Origin of the sequence: Fulvimarina fulva (genome assembly GCF_039652615.1) — a bacterium.
Lineage (GTDB): Bacteria > Pseudomonadota > Alphaproteobacteria > Rhizobiales > Rhizobiaceae > Fulvimarina.
This window is the reverse complement of sequence record NZ_JBDJAC010000002.1, coordinates 180982-200869: the sequence shown is the minus strand read 5'-3', so window position 1 is coordinate 200869 and position 19888 is coordinate 180982. Positions and strand designations below refer to the sequence as shown.

General features: G+C 60.8%; 18 protein-coding genes. 4 read left to right on the top strand and 14 right to left on the bottom strand.

Translation table 11 applies throughout. From position 1 onward, the window contains the following. Positions 1–8 precede the first annotated feature (8 nt). The 11 genes from ABDX79_RS04515 to ABDX79_RS04465 all read right to left on the bottom strand — a co-directional run bounded on the left by ABDX79_RS04515 (position 9) and on the right by ABDX79_RS04465 (position 12819). Positions 9–1190 carry an FAD-dependent monooxygenase gene (locus ABDX79_RS04515; RefSeq protein WP_346219065.1) on the bottom strand — a complete coding sequence of 394 codons (1182 nt, stop codon included), beginning with the start codon at positions 1188–1190 and terminating at the stop codon, positions 9–11. A 25-nt stretch (positions 1191–1215) separates the two neighbouring features. Then, a complete protein-coding gene (locus tag ABDX79_RS04510; protein ID WP_346219064.1) occupies positions 1216–1452 on the bottom strand; it encodes a zinc-finger domain-containing protein in 237 nt (78 codons plus the stop codon). 138 nt (positions 1453–1590) lie between these two features. Further along, positions 1591–2271, bottom strand: a complete 681-nt coding sequence (locus ABDX79_RS04505; protein ID WP_346219063.1) for a hypothetical protein — start codon at positions 2269–2271, stop codon at positions 1591–1593. Between the two features lie 156 nt (positions 2272–2427). Next, the gene (locus ABDX79_RS04500) at positions 2428–2571 is read right to left on the bottom strand and encodes a hypothetical protein (protein WP_007065759.1); all 144 of its coding nucleotides are present in this window, start codon (positions 2569–2571) and stop codon (positions 2428–2430) included. A 713-nt stretch (positions 2572–3284) separates the two neighbouring features. Continuing rightward, a complete protein-coding gene (locus ABDX79_RS04495; RefSeq protein WP_346219062.1) occupies positions 3285–4973 on the bottom strand; it encodes a TRAP transporter large permease in 1689 nt (562 codons plus the stop codon). Between the two features lie 7 nt (positions 4974–4980). After that, positions 4981–5676 (bottom strand): TRAP transporter small permease, encoded by a 696-nt coding sequence (locus ABDX79_RS04490; protein WP_346219061.1) that lies wholly within the window; start codon positions 5674–5676, stop codon positions 4981–4983. 80 nt (positions 5677–5756) lie between these two features. Continuing rightward, positions 5757–6815: a DctP family TRAP transporter solute-binding subunit gene (locus ABDX79_RS04485; protein WP_346219060.1), complete on the bottom strand. Its 1059-nt coding sequence runs from the start codon at positions 6813–6815 to the stop codon at positions 5757–5759. A gap of 430 nt (positions 6816–7245) precedes the next feature. Beyond that, entirely contained in the window at positions 7246–8634 is a 1389-nt protein-coding gene (locus ABDX79_RS04480) for a sigma-54-dependent transcriptional regulator (protein WP_346219059.1), read from the bottom strand. 20 nt (positions 8635–8654) lie between these two features. Continuing rightward, positions 8655–10448 (bottom strand): sensor histidine kinase, encoded by a 1794-nt coding sequence (locus ABDX79_RS04475; protein ID WP_346219058.1) that lies wholly within the window; start codon positions 10446–10448, stop codon positions 8655–8657. Positions 10449–10587: 139 nt separating this feature from the next. Then, on the bottom strand, positions 10588–11889 hold the full coding sequence (gene hslU / locus ABDX79_RS04470) for an ATP-dependent protease ATPase subunit HslU (protein ID WP_346219057.1): 1302 nt from the start codon (positions 11887–11889) through the stop codon (positions 10588–10590). A 192-nt stretch (positions 11890–12081) separates the two neighbouring features. Then, positions 12082–12819 (bottom strand): DUF4396 domain-containing protein, encoded by a 738-nt coding sequence (locus ABDX79_RS04465; RefSeq protein ID WP_346219056.1) that lies wholly within the window; start codon positions 12817–12819, stop codon positions 12082–12084. A 415-nt stretch (positions 12820–13234) separates the two neighbouring features. On the opposite strand from ABDX79_RS04465, the gene ABDX79_RS04460 reads away from it, so the two are divergent. The 3 genes from ABDX79_RS04460 (at position 13235) to ABDX79_RS04450 (ending at position 15193) form a co-directional block, all read left to right on the top strand. Next, complete coding sequence (locus tag ABDX79_RS04460) at positions 13235–13798, top strand: type 1 glutamine amidotransferase domain-containing protein (protein WP_346219281.1); 564 nt, start codon at positions 13235–13237, stop codon at positions 13796–13798. A 150-nt stretch (positions 13799–13948) separates the two neighbouring features. Beyond that, positions 13949–14173: an aa3-type cytochrome c oxidase subunit IV gene (locus ABDX79_RS04455; RefSeq protein WP_346219055.1), complete on the top strand. Its 225-nt coding sequence runs from the start codon at positions 13949–13951 to the stop codon at positions 14171–14173. 222 nt (positions 14174–14395) lie between these two features. Then, a complete protein-coding gene (locus tag ABDX79_RS04450; RefSeq protein WP_346219054.1) occupies positions 14396–15193 on the top strand; it encodes an exonuclease domain-containing protein in 798 nt (265 codons plus the stop codon). A 197-nt stretch (positions 15194–15390) separates the two neighbouring features. On the opposite strand, the gene ABDX79_RS04445 is transcribed toward ABDX79_RS04450, so the two are convergent. After that, positions 15391–17619 (bottom strand): esterase-like activity of phytase family protein, encoded by a 2229-nt coding sequence (locus ABDX79_RS04445; RefSeq protein ID WP_463671110.1) that lies wholly within the window; start codon positions 17617–17619, stop codon positions 15391–15393. 173 nt (positions 17620–17792) lie between these two features. Here ABDX79_RS04445 and ABDX79_RS04440 point away from each other — a divergent pair, with 173 nt between their 5' ends. Further along, entirely contained in the window at positions 17793–19457 is a 1665-nt protein-coding gene (locus ABDX79_RS04440) for a cisplatin damage response ATP-dependent DNA ligase (protein ID WP_346219053.1), read from the top strand. Positions 19458–19503: 46 nt separating this feature from the next. Here ABDX79_RS04440 and ABDX79_RS04435 read toward each other — a convergent pair whose 3' ends face one another. Then, complete coding sequence (locus tag ABDX79_RS04435; protein WP_346219052.1) at positions 19504–19626, bottom strand: hypothetical protein; 123 nt, start codon at positions 19624–19626, stop codon at positions 19504–19506. Continuing rightward, a complete protein-coding gene (locus ABDX79_RS04430) occupies positions 19627–19869 on the bottom strand; it encodes a hypothetical protein (RefSeq protein WP_346219051.1) in 243 nt (80 codons plus the stop codon). Between the last annotated feature and the right edge of the window lie 19 nt (positions 19870–19888).

Here is a 19888-nt window from a genome sequence, read left to right as displayed (position 1 = left end):
TTGGGAAATCAGTCGGACGAGGGCGGCTTCCAATCGTAGAGCCAGGAAAGCGAGGCGCGCAGGCGTGCGGCCGGTGTCGTCGCCATGACGAGGTCGCGCCCCAGAGAAAAGGGCAGGGGCAGATGATAGACGAACCGGTGAAAACGCGCCCGTGCGACGACGCGGTCGACGCGTCCCCGCCGTACGGCCTCAAAGGATGACAAAGCCGCGCCGAGATCGTGGCTCTCCGCGATCTCGTGGGCGAGCACGAACGCATCCTCGATTGCCATGGCCGCACCCTGAGCCGCGAAAGGAAGCATGGCGTGGGCAGCATCGCCGATCAGGACGACATGTCCTTCTGCGAGCACCCATGGCCGCCCTGACGGCGCGCCACGAAGCGGCCAGGGGGTAAACGCGCCGGCTTCCGCTATCAGTTCCTTGAGATCGGCATTCCAGCTGGAGAATGCCTCGGGGAGGCTCCGCCCGTCCGCCGTATCCTCCGAGGTGGCCTTCTCGACGAGGACGAGATTGACCTCTTCCCCTGACCGAATCGGATAGGCGACGGCATGGCGCTTCGCTCCGAGCCAAGCCGTGATTCCAGAGGTTTTGGAATTGTAGCTGAGAGCGGCTTTTCCGGTGACGCGGCCGCGCCAGGCAATGGCACCTGCGAAGACCGAAGGCTCAAGCCCGCTCAGTTTTGCGACCCGGCTGTTCACCCCATCGGCTGCAACGAGAAGATCGGCCGTAATAGAGCTCAGCTCTCCGTCGGCTGCCCGGAATTTCGCGGATATGGTCTCTGACTGCTTCTCAATCGCGACGAGTTCATGGCCGGTTTCGAGCCGGATCCGCGATTCGGCCCGGACGGCGTCGAGGAGAGCCGTCTGAAGGTCGCCGCGATGGATTGAAAGATAGGGCGCATCGGGACCCGATCCGACGGGCACCGTTGCAAGCCTTCGACCGCTTCGGCCACTGCGCAGGGTCACGGTCTCCGCTTCGACGCCGCGCTGGCGAAGGGCCTTGGTCAGGCCGAGCCGGTCGAAAACGCTCAGCGCGTTGGAGGAGAGCTGAAGGCCGGCTCCGACCTCCTCCAGGGTCTCTGCTCGCTCGAAGATCCTTGAGCCGATCCCGCGCCGTGCAAGCGACAGGGCCATGGTCAGGCCGGCTATGCCGGCGCCGATAATCGCGATCGATCGTCCAGATGAAGCGTCCATGGATCGATGAGCCGAAACCTTCGGTTCAGCCTTCGTAAAGACAGCCGGCTGGCTTGGTTTCAGTGGCTTTCAGATCGCTGGAATATTTGAAGAGCGTGGAGCAGTACGCACAGATCTTTTCCCGCTCGTCGCCCATGTCGAGGAAGACGTGCGGATGATCGTGGGGCGGATTCGCGCCGCAGCACATGAACTCCGTGACGCCGATCTCGATGACGTCGTGGCCTGCATCGTTCTGGAAGTGCGGAATCTGGTGTCCGGCCATAAGAAACCTCGTCGTGGCGGTCGTCCGATTTGGCGCGGACCATAGGCAGGGCGCGGCCGGAATGCCAGCGCCGAAAACGCAAAAAAGCGGACCAGGTGGCCCGCTTTCGTTGAAGTCCGCAGTCTTTGCGACGCAGGATCAGCTGGTGATGTCGACGCCCGGTAGCGTCTCGTATCCCGGATTGGCCTTCTTGAAGGCTGCGACCCAGTTGCGAGGGAACAAAAGATGGTTGACGCCGCGCATGCCCATGAATTCCGCTACGTCGTTGTTGAAGGACGAGCAGTTGTAGGCGACCGCGCTCCAGAGCTTGAGACCGGCCTGCTTCTTTCGCACAAAGGCAGACAACCGCTGATACTCTGCAGCGGTGAGCGGGATCGTCATCTCGTTCTGAAGATAGGCTATTTCCGTGTCGCCGTCGGTCGGGCCGGTGCCTGACGGAACGGGGACGATATGGCCCATCGAATACATTCCGGGTCCGCCTTCCGGCCAGAATCCCGCAATCTCGACCATCGACGGTACAAGTTCGCCGGAGCGGTCATAGGGAACCCGTCCAGTGGAATCGAGCTGTCCGAAGGCGACGAACGAGTGGCCATAGCTTTCTGCGTTACGAGCGCGGAAGGACATGAAATAGGGTTTGTCGAGAACGCCGACGGCGCTTTGGCCGGACCAGGGCGTGAAACTGACCTGGCTTTGCGCCGAAGTCAGGTTGGCGGTCGGTGCGCCAACGGTCATGTTGCTCGACGTGGATGTCGAGGTGCAGCCAGCAAGGGCTACGGAGACAAGCGCGATCGCGCCAATCTTTGAAAAACTGAATGCCATATCGGCCGATCCTAAACGCTGGCAAATGCCGTGCTACGTTCGAATGAGAACGTTGCCTGCTGAGTGTGGAAAGGGGAACATATTGTCCCTAACGCCCGATTAAGGCCGAATTTGGGGGAGCGGCGACTGCCAGCCCCCCCAATTCCTACAAGGGGATTAGCCCTTGGTGACGTAGGTCTCTTCATAGACAGGAGCCGGAGCAGCAACAGGCTCTTTGCCCTTGCCCTTACCCTTGCCCATGCAACCAGCGAAAGAAGCGACTGCGAGGGCCGCGACCGAAGCGATGATGATCTTTTTCATTTCTATACCTATCAGTGCCTGACGGATGATGCCGCAGTTAAGGTTCGGTCGCGTTGACCGATACCTGCCTGCAAACTGTTGCGATTTGGCGATACGAGCAAGTGCGAAACCGCAACACTCGCCCGACATCGCCATTACCTAACCCCGAAGCGCTTAATCCTGCGTTACCGAGGTCGGCTTCCCCTCTCTCAAAGGGCCGTAACCCCTTTATTCCCAAGCGTTTGCCACATCAAGAGATCATTGGCCCAGACTGGTGCCCGGGTGCATCACGTGTTTTGAAACATGGAAATTCTTTGCGAGATGGAGGCCTTTCGCAGTGATCTGCACAAGGCTTCGGTGCGTCTCTCCGAGGATCCTGCCACGATCTTGACACGAAGGACGAGGTGCCGCGATTCTCTTTCCCCTTGGCGGATATTCGAAAAGACTGCGCTGGAGCCTTCCCGGAGCGTCCATGAGGCCGTCGGCCAGGGCGTCCGCCTCGAACCAGGCAGACCCTATCTGAGCGCACATGGCACGTAATCCTCCTCGAAATCGGTAGTTCAGCGATCATACGCATCGCGTATCCGCAGCGCTTCGAGTGCGACTTGTTTGTTTGGTCACTGGGTGGGCACCGGCGGCGGTGATGGACGGCCTCAACGCGAACGGCCCGCGCCATGTCTGACGCGGGCCGTTCGTTGTTCAGCTACTGATTCCTTTTGGTCGGGCTGACCCGGTCAGCGCGTCACGATTTCCGGCCCCATCAGGGCGTTCGGAATGAACGTCGAAAGGACTGGAACGTAGGTGACGAGGATCAGGAAGACGAAGAGGACGCAGACGAAGGGCGCTGCCGCCTTCACCACACTCACGAGACTCATGCCCGTTATGCCCGAGGTCACGAACAGGTTGAGACCGATCGGCGGTGTGATCATGCCGATCTCCATGTTCACCACCATGATGATGCCGAGATGGATCGGATCGATTCCCAGCTCCATCGCGATCGGGAACACGACCGGCGCGACGATGAGGAGCAGGCCGGACGGCTCCATGAACTGGCCGCCGATGAGCAGAAGGACGTTCACGGCAATCAGGAAGGTGAACCAGTTGAAGCCGTAGTCCAGCATCAGGGCGGTGATCGCATCGGGGATGCGCTCGGCCGTCAGCGTGTGGGCGAAGAGCAGCGCGTTGACGATGATGAACATCAGCATGACGGTGGTCTTCGAGGCGTCGACCATCACCTTGCGCGTCTCGTCGTGGAAGAGAGCCGGGAAGAATCCGACCGTCATCAGGCGCAGGTTCCTGCCCCAGATCGGCAGACCGGCGGCAAGAGCGCCGGGGATCTGCCCGATGACGCCCGATCCCGCGGTGCCTGTTGCGACATAGGCCGAACTTCCGTCGACGCCGACTGCCTGCGATGCCATTCCGTGCTGCAGGCGCCAGAGGGGGTAGGCGAAGAGGATGATCACGACGCCGATCAGGCCGGCGATGGCGCGCGAGCCGATCGTGGTGACGCCTGGCTCACCAACGGCGAAGAAGGAGAGAATCAGCCAGATGAGGAAGAAGGCAACAGCGTAGACGAGCGCCTTGAAACCGATGACAGCCTCGTGGCTGCGACCGTTGTCGACCCAGGGCTCTTCCTTCAGCGGACCCATGTCACGGTAGATGAAGAGCGCGACGAAGGCGGAATAGACCGCCGCGACGGCTGCTGCCTCGGTGGGCGTGAAGACACCTCCATAGATGCCGCCAAGAATGATGACGACGAGGAAGACACCCCAGCCGGCTTCCTTGCCGCCCTGGACGATCTCGCCGAAACCCTTCCATTCCTCGGCCGGCAGGTTCTTCCAGCGGGCGACCACATAGATCGCCAGCATCAGCATCACACCAGCGAGAAGGCCGGGAATGATGCCGGCCAGGAACATGCGTCCGACCGAGACGTTCACCGCCGCCGCGTAGACGACCATGACGATCGAAGGCGGAATGAGAATGCCGAGCGTGCCGGCATTGGCGATGATGCCCGCCGCGAAGCTCTTGGAATAACCGACCTGCATCATTCCGGCGATGGCGATCGTGCCGATCGCGACGACGGTTGCAGGCGAGGAGCCCGAAAGCGCCGCGAACAGCATACAGGCGAGGACCGAGGCCATCGCGAGACCACCCCGAAAGTGGCCGATGGTGGCAATGGCGAGACGGATGATCCGCTTTGCGACACCGCCGGTCGACATGAAGGCCGAGGCGAGGATGAAGAACGGAATGGCGAGCAGCGTGTAGTTCTGGCTCGCGGTGAAGAGCTGCAATGCGACCGAACTCATGGAGTCGGACGAGAACAGCGCGATGACGAGGACCGAGGAGAGGCCGAGCGAGATGGCAACCGGCACGCCGAGGAACAGCAGGCCGAAGACCATGATAAAGAGGAAACCCGTTTCCATGGTCCGGTCAGTCCTTGATCGAGTTGAGGTTCTGCTGGACGAGGTCTTCCGCCTCGTGTCCCGCGACGATGAGTTCCTTCTTGTCCTGCGCGATCAGAACGAGCGCCTGTAGCGAGCGGAAGGAGAGGAGGGCGAGGCCGACGGGCAGCATCAGATAGGCGACCCAGCGCTGAACGCGGTCCTGCAAGCCGAACGCGCTTTGCATCCATTCGGGATAGCGCAGTTCGTCGAGCCCGGTGCCCCGGTCGAACATGAAGGTCCAGTAGCCGATCGCGCCGCTCTGGCGCCAGTTCGTGGAGACGTCCGCGCCGAAGAAGGCGAGCCAGCCGGCATAAAGAAGGAGCATGCCGTATGCGAAGGTCGCAAAGGCACCGAAAAGGGCTGCGGCCTTGAACAGTGGCTTGGGAAAGAGGCGGATGACCGCGTCGACGCCGAGATGGATACCGACCTTGATGCCGTATCCCATACCGAACAGGATCAGCCAGGCGAACAGGATGCGGGTCGCTTCCAGTGCGCCTTGCCAGCCGGAATTGAAGCCGTAGCGTCCGATGACCTGAAAGAAGGAAATGAACGTGATGAGCGCCATCAGGATGGCGATAATGTTCTCCTCCAGGCTTTCAACGGCGGCGGGAAAAGCTCGCTCGGCCAAAAACAAAACCGTGACCAGCGCGATGAGCGCGATGGTCATTCCCATAAGTTCCATAAATTCCTCCCGGTGATCACCCAAGTCGAACGGTCGATTGCGTGACCGCGCCCCGATGGGCGCGGCCACGGCGCATCAGATCAGTTCTGTGCCTTTTCGCTCGAGCCGTTGCTTGACGCGTCGGCCTTCTGGGTCGAGCCGTAGCTCTCGGCTGCTTCGATCACGTCGAGACCGATATCGCCTTCGAACTGCTTCCACACCGGCTTCATGACTTCCACCCAGGCTTCACGCTGGCTGCCGTCGAGGGTCCGGATCGTGGCGCCGGTGTCCGCGATCGACTGCTTGCACTCGCCTTCCTGCTTGGCGACATTGTCGTTCGACTGCTTCAGGGTGTCGTTCACGATCTGAAGAAACTGCTCGCGTACGTCATCGTCGAGGCCGTCGATCCAGTCCTGGCTGGTAATCATGCCATAGGCCAGAAGCTGATGGTTCGTTTCGGTCATGCCGTCCTGAACTTCGAAGAACTTCTGGGTATAGATGTTGCACCAGGTGTTCTCCTGGCCGTCGACGACGCCCGTCTGGAGTGCGCCGTAGACTTCCTTGAAGGCAAGCTTCTGTGCCGAGGCGTTGAGGGCTTCGATCATTGCCACGGCGACGTCCGAGGTCTGAACACGGAACTTGAGGCCGGCAGCATCCTCAGGCTTGATGAGCGGCTTGTTCGCGGAAAACTGCTTCAAACCGGAATTAATGTAGCCGAGGCCCTTGTAGCCCTCGTCTTCCAGCACCGTGAGGAGCTGGGCCGCATCCTCGGAAGCGAGATAGTTGTTGGCGTCTTCAAGGGTCGGGAACAGGAAGGGCAGGTCGTAGAGGCGGAACTTGGTGGTGTAGGCCTCGAATTTCGACAGTGACGGCGCGGCGATCTGAACGTCGCCGAGGAGCAGCGCTTCCATCACCTTGTCGTCGTCATAGAGCGTCGAGTTCGGGAAGATCTGCATGCAAGCCTTTCCGTCCATCTGCTCGTTGACGTTCTTGGCGAGCAGCTGGGCCGCATCACCCTTCGGGTGACCGCTGTCCGCGACGACGTGGCTGAACTTGATGACCATTTCGCCGTCGTCGCAGGCGTCGGTCTGAGCCTGTGCTGCGCCAGCAGCCATGACGAGTGCGAGACCCGAAATCGTACCGAGCATATAATTCTTCATGGAATTTCCTCCTCCGTGACGGATCGACTGATCCGTCCTCCAAAACGTTTTCGTGTCGAGCCGGAATGACCGGTCCGAAACCACAGTGTGACACGCGTTTTGCGGGAGAACTAGAGACGACTTCTGGTCTGCGCGACCGGCCACAAGGGCTCTGCCACAAGTCTCGCAATGCCTCCCGCCGTCGCGATACGAAAAGCAATGCATGCCCCGTGCCAAATGCGGGATTGGAGAAGAATACTTTTCCGGAGCCCAGACTCTTCAAAGGGTTAGCCGGATTCGCCGCAGGGCGTTCAGAGGCTCAACCAAGCCGATGGGTAACAGGTTACCCATCTGGAAGAGGTCGATCGGCAGCTGACGACACATTGGCCTGCCGGAATCCGCAGGATGCATGCCGCGCATGACGGTTTGCCGTGCTGAGCGGTAAAACGCGTCAGGCTTGGCCGGGTTCCTCGTCGGCTTCGCTTGTTTCGATCCCAAGCCGTTTGATCTTGTCGTACAATCCCTTGCGCGAGATTTGCAGCGCTTCGTAGGTGGGTTTCAATGCGCCCTGATGGCGTGAGAGCTCCGTCTCGATGACGAGCTTTTCATAGGCGGCCATGCGATCGGCAAGGGACCCGTTCTCGCTGAAGGTGTCGTTGGATCCCGCAGAGACGACTTGCTTCGCCGGCTCCGCTCCGGGCCACATGCCGAGCACGAAACGGTCCGCGTAGTTGCGCAGTTCGCGGACATTGCCGGGCCATTCCTGCCTGATCAGCATCGCCTCGATCTGGGGATTGATCTCTGGAATATCGCGCCGGAACCGTGCCCGCGCCTCGCGTGCGAGGTGATAGAACAGAAGCGGCACGTCCTCGCGGCGGTCCCTAAGGGGCGGGATCGTCATGGTGACGACGTTGAGCCGATAATAAAGGTCGGAGCGAAACATGCCTTTTCGGCCTGCTTCGGAAAGATCGGTCTTCGTGGCTGCCAGAAAGCGGATATCGAGCGCGATGGGCTTGTTCGAACCGAGGCGCTCGATCGTCCGGGTCTCGATCGCGCGCAGAAGCTTTGCCTGCAGATCGAGGGGCATGGACTCGATCTCGTCGAGGAAAATCGTGCCGCCATCGGCGTGCTCGAGCTTACCGATGCGCTGCTTCTGGGCCCCGGTGAATGCGCCGGGCTCATGACCGAAGAGCTCGGACTCGATGATGTCTGCGGGCAGGGCGGCGCAGTTGATGGCGACGAAATTGCCTTTCTTGCGGTCGCCGAAATCGTGCAGTGCCCGGGCGACCACCTCCTTGCCCGATCCGGTTTCGCCGAGGATGAGGATATCGACATCCGTGCCGGCGAGCGCCGAAATCTCGTCGCGCAGCCTCTGGATGGCGGGGGTTCGACCGACAAGCCGCGCGGCGAGTTCCTGCTGGCCGTCCAGAACCGAGCGCAACAGGCGATTTTCCATCACCAGCCGGCGCTTTTCGAGGGCGCGCTCGATGACGGAATAGAGCCGGGAGACCGAAAACGGCTTCTCGATAAAGTCGTAGGCCCCGGTCCGCATCGCATCCACCGCCATCTGGACGTCGCCATGGCCGGTAATCAGGATGACCGGCAGGGCCGGGTCGATGGCAAGGGCCTGTTTCAAGAGTTGCAGTCCGTCGAGCCCCTTCATCCGGATATCGCTGACGACGACGGCATAGGCATCATGGCGAAGCTGGGAGATGAGCGCGGACCCGTCCTGATGGATGCGCACCGGCAGGCCCTCCAGTTCGAGCCCTTGGGCGAGTGCATCGCGCAGATCTTCGTCATCGTCGACGAGATGAACGACTGCGGCGCTTGGATCGGGCATGTGGGAGGCTCCCGCTCGGATTATTGGGCGGCAATTGCCGGGCTATCGGCGGTTCGCAGGCAAATTGCAAACACCGTTCCGTTCGTGCCGCTCGTTACGAGGCTGATCGTGCCGCCGAAATCGGCAAGGATGTTGGAGACGATGGACAGGCCGATCCCGATCCCTTCGCCGCTCGATTTCGTCGTGACGAAGGGTTCGAAGATTTCAGATTGGAGGTTCGCCGGGATCCCTGGACCGTCGTCACGAACCTCGATCACGGCCATGCCCTCGATTGTGCGTTTCGAAAGGCCGATCTCGATCTTGCTTCCCGAGGTTTCGCCGATGGCGTCGGCCGCGTTGTTGATCAGATTGACGAAAATCTGGCTCAGGCGGATTTTGCCGCCGATGACATCCAGATCCCGCAGTTCCGGCGCGATGACGAGGGTAATTCCGGCCTTTCTCAGGCGCGGGCGCACGAGGATCATCGCCTCGTCGAGAACGGCCCCGAGCGCAACTGCGCTCAAGGTCGGTCCGGGTTTACGGGCAAAGGCAAGCAGGGTCTTCGACAGTTCCGCCATGCGCTCCGTCATGGCGGTGATGCGCTTGAGGTTCTGGGCCGCCATGTCCGCGCGGTCGCTGGTGATCAGGCGGACTGCGTTGTCGGCATAGGTTCTGATCGCTGCGATCGGCTGGTTGAATTCGTGGCCGAGAGCCGCCGCCATCTGGCCAAGACCTGCAAGTTTGGCGGTCTGGACAAGCTCGTTCTGCGTCTTGCGCAGCTTTTCTTCCGTTTGTCGGCGCTCCTCCACCTCGCCCGTGAGCGTCTGGTTGGTACGGCTCAAGGCACGCGTCCGGTCGCGCACCTTCCGCTCCAGCCGCAATGCGACCGATCGGTCCCGGCGCTCGCGAAGGATCGCCTGCTCGCGCCTGCGCAGAAGCACGCCGACGATCGAAGCGAGGAGAATTGCAACAAGCGCGGCGAGAGCCTGAAAATAGAGCGCTGCCTGCGTGACGCCGCGCGTGTCGGCCAGGACATGCACATCCCATTCGAGCAGGGGCATGTAACGGCTTCGTTCGAGATAGGGCAGGTCCATATCGCCGATGCGGCCGAACAATGACGCCGAATCGCTGGGAGGGAGCGTCTCGATCCCCCATTCCGGGCGATTGGTCAGGAAAATCCGATCGAACCTGTCGGTCACGATGATGGGGTTCTTGGAAAGCGCCCAGGTCGACTCGACCGCCTCGAAGCCCACGAGCACCATCACATAACCAAGGATGTTCTGTTGCCGGCGAACCATCCAGGCGAACAGATAGGCCCTTTCGCCATCGGGTAGAATGAGGCTTTGACGACCGAGCCGACCCTCCGAGGCAACTTGCAGAGCGGATTGAACCTCCGGATTGTCCATCGACAAACGATTCCGCGAAGAGGCGATGATCTCCTGGCCGGCCGAAAGAAGCGCGACGTCGAGCGCTCCTGACATCGCTGTAATGCGCGCCACTTCCGAAAGCGCCTCGTTCCGGTCGATCTCGATGAGGGGTGCGCCGGGCGGGGAGAGGATCGAGCGAATTTCACGGGCCTGTGCGACCAGCGGCGTCAGCAGACGATATTTGTCGAGAATGCCTTCGAGAACGGCGGTCTGAACGTTGAGCGTTTCGGTCGCATCGCGAACGATGAGCTCGCGTTCACGCTCGGCGGCGAATTGCCCGGAAAAGACGATGGCCAGTAAGGCGATCGCAACGACCGTGACCGTCGCAACGCCGCGCAGGATCCAGAACCGGCGCCGAATCGCCGGACGACCCGACCTCGCCGGAATACTGATCGCTCCCCGTTTCATCGAACCCTGCGCCCTCAATCCCAGCAGGTGGGCACGTTACAGCAACGGCCCAAAAATCGTCACTGATTTTCAGGCCGTTGCCTCGATTGAACGCCTTCGAGCGGCGATGCCGTGAAAACGGGAGCCGGTCTTCAGCCCGTTACAGGATGAAACGCGAAAGGTCCGTATCGCCGGCAATGCCGTCGAGCGCGTTGTGAACATAGGCCGCGTCGATCGTATAGGTCTCGCCGCCCTTGTCCGGTGCCTCGAAGGAAATGTCGTCGAGGACACGCTCCATGACGGTCTGAAGCCTGCGGGCACCGATGTTCTCGACCGAGCCGTTCAGCTTCACAGCCGTATCGGCGAGCGCGTCGATCGCATCCTCGGTGATCTCGAGGTTTACATTCTCCGTCTTCATCAACGCGATATATTGCTTGATGAGCGAAGCTTCCGTTTCGGTCAGAATCCGGCGGAAATCCTCCCGCGTGAGGGCTCGCAACTCGACGCGGATCGGCAGGCGGCCTTGAAGCTCCGGCAGAAGGTCCGAGGGCTTCGACACATGGAAGGCGCCGGAGGCGATGAAGAGGATGTGATCGGTCTTCACCGGCCCGTGCTTCGTCGCAACCGTCGTGCCCTCGACAAGAGGCAGCAAGTCGCGCTGCACGCCCTCGCGGGAAACGCCCGCCGAATGGCCATCCTTGTTCGCGACCTTGTCGATCTCGTCGAGAAAGACGATGCCGTTGTTCTGGACCGCTTCGATGGCCTCGCGGGTGAGCTGCTCCTGATCGAGTAGCTTGTCGGATTCCTCACCGATGAGAAGGTCGTAGGAATCGCGCACGTTAGTGCGAACCTGCCTCGTGCGGTTCATCGCCTTGCCGAACATTTCCGACAGGTTGAGAACGCCGATATTGCCGCCCGGCATGCCGGGAATGTCCATGCCGCCCATGGGGTTCGACGTGTCGGCGACCTCGATGTCGATCTCCTTGTCGTCGAGTTCGCCGCTGCGCAGCTTCTTGCGGAAGGAATCCTTCGTCGCGGGCGAGGCGGATTTGCCGACAAGGGCTTCTAGAACGCGATCCTCTGCGCCCTTGTGGGCTTTCGCCTTCACCTCTTCGCGCTTCTTCTCGCGCACGAGTCCGATGCCGATCTCCACGAGATCGCGGATGATCTGCTCCACATCGCGGCCGACATAGCCGACCTCGGTAAACTTGGTCGCCTCGATCTTGATGAAAGGCGCACCGGCGAGCTTGGCGAGGCGGCGGGAAATCTCCGTCTTGCCGACGCCCGTCGGGCCGATCATCAAGATGTTCTTCGGCATGACCTCTTCGCGCAGACCCGGCTCAAGCTGCTGCCGGCGCCAGCGATTGCGCAAGGCGACCGCGACGGCGCGCTTGGCGTCGTTCTGGCCGATGATGTGGCGGTCGAGTTCGGATACGATTTCGCGGGGAGAATAATCTGTCATGGCTCGTTACGGGTTTGGCGGGCTTGTCGCCGGCCTGTCCTTTGTCTGCGGGGCATGGGCCCGCTTTTGTCCTGAGCCCGCTACATGGGTGGAGGCCGCGAGATTCGCCAGTCTCCGGGCAAAACGAGGTTCAAACATCGGCCAGCAGCCAGCAGAGAGAATGGCGCGCTGGAGGATGGACCCTGCGGCAGGCTACATCCTCTCCTTCAAGCCTTTCGAGATCAGCCAGCGATTGACGGGATAGGCGGTGAAGAAGCCGCAGATCATGGCGATCTGCATGGACGCCCAGAATTCCGGCATGGACGGATTGATCGCAACGCCGATCACCGCGCCGAAAATCAAGAAATGGGCAAATGCCATGAAGCCATACATGCCGACCTGCCAGGCGGTCAGTGACAGGATGTCGGCTTTTGCTGCCGCGGCGAGGGCCTTGCCGGGGCTCATATCCGGGTTCATCGGCTTGATCGAGGCATACTGGAACGCGATGCCGATGATCAGCGCGAGGACGTAATCGAAGATCCAGACGGCGAAGATCTTTTCCGAAAACAGGATTTCGTACCCGAAGTACACCGCGACCACCGGAAAGAGATAGGCGATCGTCTCGGCAATGATGTCGGCGATCGAACATCCCGCGCCGCAATGGGTGGTTCCCTTGCCGACCGACGCGAAAAAGGGCGTCTTCTCCTTGTGCGGCATGGGCTCGTCCCGCTCCATCGCGGCGCGTGCAATGTCTTCGCGGGCAAGCCAGCCGTATCGGAAATAGCCCCAGAGGGCGAGCGGACCGGCGTAAAGGCCGGTGATCGGCCAGACGAAGTTCATCACCGCCATGTGCTGCGGACGGTAGATCACAATCGCAAGCAGGATCAGGAACGAGGCAAGGCCCGTGAGAATGAGAGCGATCGAGAGGAGATGGAGCCAATCCGGGATCATGTCGTGCTTTCTGCCTGTGGGCTTTCAGAGGTCCTGCGGCGCTTCATGCGTGCCGCGAAAATCCCTGAGCCGCTATGTCATCGGTACCCGGTGGTCCGCTCGCGAAACCGACAGGCTTACCGGGCTCAATTCACAAGCAGCGTTCGAGTTTCACATCTGACACGACGTCAGCTGATTTCATGAGACTGACGACCGCGAGCCGATGGAACGTTCGCCGATACGCGCCGTTGTCCAATCAAACACGGAAAGTCTCGCCGAAGTTAAAGCGACGTGCCTTGGTGGTGATCACCAAGTTCCGGTGAAAACAGGACCTGTCATCAGATTGATTTCGAGCTCGTCATCGAACGGGTCGAACGCTTCTGCGTCTTGGTTTCACCACTTGCTGCGGGACGTGTCCATGAAAACGGAGAACATGATGACCAAGATTACTGAAGCAAAGATCGCAATTCTTGCAACCGACGGCTTTGAAGAAGTCGAGCTGACCGAACCCTTGAAGAAACTCAAGGAAGCCGGTGCCGAAGTTCACGTGATTTCCACGAAGGGCGGGAAGATCCGCAGCTGGGATCAGGATCACTGGAACCTCGAAGTCGATGTGGACAAGGAACTTTCGGAAGTGCGCGTGTCCGATTATCATGCGCTCGTCCTGCCGGGCGGCCAGATCAATCCGGATGTGCTGCGCGCCGATCCGAAGGTCGTGTCCTTCGTTCGCGAGTTCTTCAACTCCAAGAAGCCGCTTGCCGCGATCTGCCATGCACCTTGGCTGCTGATCGAAGCGGATGTCGTGCGCGGACGCGATATTACGTCCTACAAGTCGATTAAAACCGATGTGGTGAACGCTGGCGGAAACTGGGTCGATCAGGAAGTCGTGTGTCATGAGGCGCTGATTACCTCGCGCAACCCGGACGATCTGCCGGCCTTCATCAGCAAGATCATCGAAGAGGTCGAAGAAGGCCGTCACGAGGATCGCAAGGCCGCTTGAGCGGATTAGAATCGAAACAATTGGAAGGGCTGGCTATTCGCCGGCCCTTTTTTGTTAGAAGGAGAGCTGCGAAACAGGCCCGTTGTCGTTGCCAGGAAAGAAACACTTCGTGTATGTCCGACCGGATATCGCGTCTCGAAAGGTACTCGAATGGCAACGCTTCCCAGCTACGACACGAACAGCAACGCGGACATGGATTATCGGGAGCACGAACGCACCTACGCGCTCTTTCTCACGATGTTCAAATGGGGCGCGATCTTCGTCGTCGCACTGCTGATCGCCATGGCGGTAAGCCTTCTCGGCTCGGGCGGCATTCTCGGCGGTCTTGGTGCCTTTGTGATCGTGTTCGTGATCGCGTATTTCCTGAACAAATAGCTTACGGAAGCAATCGGAAACGCAGTTTGAGGCGAGGCCAGCCGACTGGCCTCGCTTTGACGGCATTTGATCATCCACTGGTTGCCGTGATTTTTCCCGGACCGGTTTCCGACGGGAATCGGCTTTGACAGGCTGCATCCGTCATTTCGAACGGCAGCTTCGGGATGCGCGGCGTTTCGCAGCGCTTGCGTGGTTGCCGAAAACAGACGATCTTTTCGGTGAATGACCGATCTTTTCCCGCCAGCATCAAGAACGCCGAGCCTTTTCGACGAGCCCGTGTCGACGATGGTTCGCGTCATCGACACGGAGACGGCTGGTCAAAAGCTCGAAGAGGATGCGGTGATCGAAATCGGGTCGATCGATCTCGATCTCGGCTCCGGCGCGATCTGCAATCCGATGCAGACCTTTTGCGATCCGGGCGGCGTTCCGATCAGCGACGGCGCACGCCGGGTTCATCATATCTCCGACGAGATGCTCGCCGATGCGCCGCCTTTCGCTGAGGCCGTTCTGCCATTCGCAACCGAAACCTATGCAGCCCAGAGGGCGGACTTCGATCGCTCGCGATTGCGCCTCACCGGGCGTTGGTTGTGTACCTACAAGCTGGCTCTGAGGGCTTTTCCGAACGTGCGGGCGCACGGGCTCCAAAGCCTCGTCAAATATGTTCCGCTCGATCTGTCGGAGGTGGGGGACATGCTCGCCGGTCTTCACCCGCACCGGGCGCTCTTCGATGCGGTCTGTACGGCCGTCCTTCTTCGCCGGATCGCGGGCGAGCTGATGCCCCGTTGCCACGACATCGCGGATTTTCTGGACCGGGCCGAAAAAGCATCCAGCGAACCGGCACTTCTCGCCAAGCTGCGCTTTGGCCGACACAAGGGTGTGCCGATTCGCGAAGTCCCGACCGATTATCTCCAATGGCTCGTCGCGGAGCCAGAGATGAATGCCGACGCGGTGTTTACGGCCCGGCGTCAGCTTTCGCTCCGGCAGGTAAGGGGCGAGCGTAAACTGCCGGACGGGCTCTGACGTTTTCGGTGGCATGAACGCACTGCTTTCGGCCGTCCGCCGATAGGAGATCGAAGCCGCGCGGACCGGATGATACCGTATCCGGCTTTTTGAGCCGGGTACGGTATCATCCGGTCCGCGCGGCGGTTGAGCGTTCTTCAGATCCGCTATCACGAAGTGATCAAACGGATTTCGTATGAGGCCCGCCCTTCAGGTTCTTAGTTTTGCGACGAAGCTGTTGAGTCCTGCGAGGTTTTCGCGTCGCCCTTGCTGGAGCCGTTCATTGGGACCTCGAAGAACAGTGTCTCGCCGGACGAGTCGTCGAGGCCGTCATTGTCCGTGACCGCATAGGCGGTTCCGTCCGAAGCGATCGTGAACCCTTCGATCTTGTCGACGACGAAGCCGTTCGGTGCCTCCAGATCCGGAATGAAGTCGTGGACGACTTCCTTTGTCACGGTGGGCAGGTCGCCGCCGAGTTCAGCCGGCTGAACGTCCGATTTCGCGACCCGGGTGAGCTGCTTGATCTTGGCGTTCGATCCAATCTGGTTGTCCCGCTCGATCAGATAGAGAGAGTCGCCATCAGCCGTGATTTCCGAAAGACCGACCCAGCCGCTTTCCGGAGTCTCCAGCGGATAGTAGACGGCACCCCATTCTTTTGAGGCCGGCTTGTAGGAGACGATCTTCGTCTTGCCCTTAGGATCGTTTTCCCACGGGCGCTGAATCGCGATCCACAGCGTGTCTCCGTCCATCGCGATGCCTTCGGCGCCAAAGCGCGTCGCGCCTTCGAGCAGGTCGTCAGGAAACGCGACTGTTTCCGCGATCGCGCCATCTGCGCCGACATGCAGGATCTGATGCGGGACGTCCTTGTCAGGATTGCCTTCGCTGGCAAGCCAGAAGCCTCCGTCTCCATCCGGCGTAATGCCTTCGAGATCGAGCTTTTCGGCCGGAGAGCCGTCACGTGTGATATCCATCGCGCCGGTGATCTTTGCGGGCGTCTGAGACGCGTTGATCGTGAAGATGCGCGGCTGGCCGGCATAGAAGGAGTCCGATACCACGTAGAGTGTGTTCGCATTGTCCGGGTCTGCAGCAAGGCCGGACAGCGCGCCCCAGCCGAGCGGCGTGCCATCCTGGTCCTCGGAGACGATCTGCGGATAGGCCGGCTCCTGGTCGGCGCGTTCATAGATCATGACGTGGGAGCGTGCGCCGCCATCCTCAGCCAGATCGGCCTCGTTGGAGGTGACGAAGAGGTTGCGCGACGGAATGGCGACGGCGCCCTCCGGTGCAATGCCCGATGGCAGAACCTGCAAGAGCTCCGGGTCGCCTTCGCCGATCCGGTAGACACCGACCGCCGATCCGCGCTCCGACAGAACGAAGAGCAGCTCTTCGTCGCCGAACTCTGCCGCTTCCAGACCTTCCGGCTCGACGCCCTTGGCATCTGAGCGCTTGTCGGGATAGTGGCCGGCGCGGATCAAGGCATATTCGAAGGCGTTGCCCGCCTCGTATTCGACCGTTCCGTCCTTGTTCCAGATGGTGAAGGAACGCGAACCGCCCTCATAATCGCCTTCATTGGCGGAAGCGAAGCGGTTCTCGTCGATCCACTGGACCGCATCGGGCTCGCGCTCGCGACCTTCCTGGCTGTCGGTGAAGGAGAGAGTCTTGTCGTCCTTGGCGTCGATTCCTTCAAGATCGACGGTGCCGGCCGAAAAGTCGTTCGTGATCTTGCCGGATGCCGCATCGACGATGGCGAAATGATTGTTCTCCTGAAGCGAGACGACGATTTCGTTGGCGGCGTTGAAATCGACGAATTCCGGCTCGGGATCTGACGGAGCGATTTCGGAAAGACCCGTCATGTCGACGGTCTTCATCGTCGCGCAGTCGGCCGCACCGTTCGCAAGGGACAAGACGACCAGCGAGCCGGCGGGAAGCTGCGGAAGCGCGCCGTCGTTCAGGTCCTCGTCGCGCTCGTTCTCGATGGCGACCGCTGCAAAGGTTCCGTCCGGTGAAACCGCAACCGAATCGGGCTGGCCAGGAAGATCGCAGGACGCCGTTTCGGTGCGATCACTCAAGGACACGATGGCAAGCCGGCCTGACGGGTTGGTGAAGCTTTCCGACGTGTTCACGCCGACCAGCACATTGCCCTCTACGGCGGCGACCGACGTGGGCTCGCCTTTCAGGGACAGGAAGCCGAGCGGGGCCGGCGCGTGGGCATCGGAAATATCGACGAAGCCGATGCCGCCGGCCGGGCTGTCCGAATAGACGAGCGTGTTACCGCCCTTTGCTGCCGTGATGATCTCCGAGGAGGTCTCGGTCATCGGATCCATATCGGCGGGCAGGTTTTGCGCGACGGGAAAGGATGCGATCCGGTTAAACATCGGTTCGGCGAGCGCGGCGCTGGCAGCGGTCAGAACCGAGGTGGCGCAGAGGGCTGTGAGGATTGGGCGCAGCATCGGGCGGCATGTCCTTCGTTGAAAGAAAGCGGTGATGATGCGTGAATGGGCTCCTTCTGTAACAGTTGGATGACGAAGCGGGCTGTTCTGTCGGACAGCACCCGGGGGAACGCGGCGGCTTGTCTCCCGACTGGCGACTCGTCTCGCGCGCGCGGGAAGCTATTTCATCAGCCATGAAGCCCTTCGCCGATCTCATCGATGCCCTGACCCTGACGCCGTCGCGCAACGGAAAACTACGGCTGATGGTGGAGCATTTTGGTGCCGAGCCCGATCCCGAGCGCGGGCTGGCGCTCGCGGCGATCACCCGCGATCTCGATATCAAGTCGGTGAAGCCAGCGATGCTGAGGGAACTCGCGACCGAGCGGATGGACCCGGTGCTGTTCGGCTATTCCTACGATTATGTGGGCGATCTCGCCGAAACGATCTCTCTGGTCTGGCCGGCACCCGAACTGGACGCGGGGGAGGGGGCCGGGCGCGGCCCCACATTATCGGAGGTGGTCGAAAGCCTGAATGGGGCGACCCGGCAACAAGGGCCGAAACTGGTCGAAGCCTGGCTCGACCTCCTGGACTCGTCCGGTCGCTACGCTCTTCTGAAGCTTGTCACAGGTGCCATGCGGATCGGCGTGTCCGCCCGGCTCGCCAAGCAGGCGCTTGCTGATTTCGGCAAAGTGGACGTCGCCGAGATCGAGGAGCTGTGGCACGGGTTGGCCCCGCCTTACGAAGACCTTTTCGCATGGCTCGAAGGTCGGGCGGACAAGCCGGTTTCTGCGGCCAAGGCGCCGTTTCGGCCGGTGATGCTGTCGACGCCGCTGGAAGAGCCCGACTACGGGAGCATTTCGGCGGAGGATTATGCCGCCGAGTGGAAATGGGACGGTATCCGCGTCCAGGCGAGTGCCGAGGGCGGCGTCGCCAAGCTCTATTCGCGAACGGGCGACGATATTTCCGGTGCCTTTCCCGATCTCATGGACTTCATGACCTATAACGGCACGCTCGACGGTGAGCTCCTGGTCGCCGTGCCGACTGAGGAGAAGTCCGGCATGCCGGCAGTCGAAAATCATGCGGGCAAGCGCGGCGACGATATCGTGGTCGGCACGTTTTCCGATCTCCAGCAGCGGCTCAACCGCAAGACCGTCTCCGCCGCGATGCTGAAGCAGTATCCGGTTTTTCTGCGGGCCTATGATCTGCTGTTCGACAACGGGGAGGACCTGCGCACGCTGCCCTTTGCCGAGCGGCGAAAGCGGCTGGATGTCTTTGCCAAGACGCTGGAGCCGACGCGGTTCGATGTCTCGCCCTTCGTGCCGTTCGAAAGTTTCGACGACCTGTCCGCGCTGCGGAAAGAGCCACCGCATGCCGTCATCGAAGGTTTGATGCTGAAGCGCTGGGACTCCGTCTATGTGCCCGGCCGGCCAAAGGGGCCGTGGTTCAAGTGGAAGCAGGACCCTTATCTGGTCGACGCGGTGCTGATGTATGCCCAACGTGGCCACGGCAAACGGTCAAGCTTTTATTCGGACTACACGTTCGGCGTCTGGACCGGCGAGATGGATGCGCCCGAGCTGGTGCCCGTCGGCAAGGCCTATTTCGGCTTTACCGATGAGGAACTGAAGCAGCTCGACAAATATGTTCGCGACAACACGATCGAGCGGTTCGGTCCCGTGCGCTCGGTTCGCGCCGAGCCGGACCATGGGCTGGTGATCGAAGTGGCCTTCGAAGGGCTGCAACGGTCTGGCCGGCACAAGTCCGGCGTCGCGATGCGGTTTCCGCGCGTCTCACGCCTCAGATGGGACAAGCCGGCGGCTGAGGCCGATAGGCTGGAGACGCTGCAAGCGATGCTGGATTAAGGGCAAAGACCGGCCAAAGGGCTGGGCACCAGCGGGCGAGATTCGCTTACTTGCCCCACTTCTCATCGAAGCGTTTGGCTGCAAAATGCGCCCAAGTCAGTCCAACGGCCGCGAAAACGAGGCCGGAGACCGGAAACAGCCACAAGGGACCGAAAATCTCTTCGAACATCTAATCCTCGCTCCGCAGAAGCCGAAGTACGCAATGTGCTGATATATGTAAGCCACCGGCAACGATTATCCAAACGATCGCATTGTCGATGGTTTTTCCGCTGACCGTTGGAAGGACTAGAGCCGAGCCAAAGATGGTCAAGCCGATCGTATTCCACGCGGCGGCGAGCAGCTTCACATGCTCGTTGAAGCGGCGCGCCGCAAACTTGCGGCGCTTCGCTGTGTCGTCATCGGTGATCTTCATCGACCGAAAACCTCAGAGG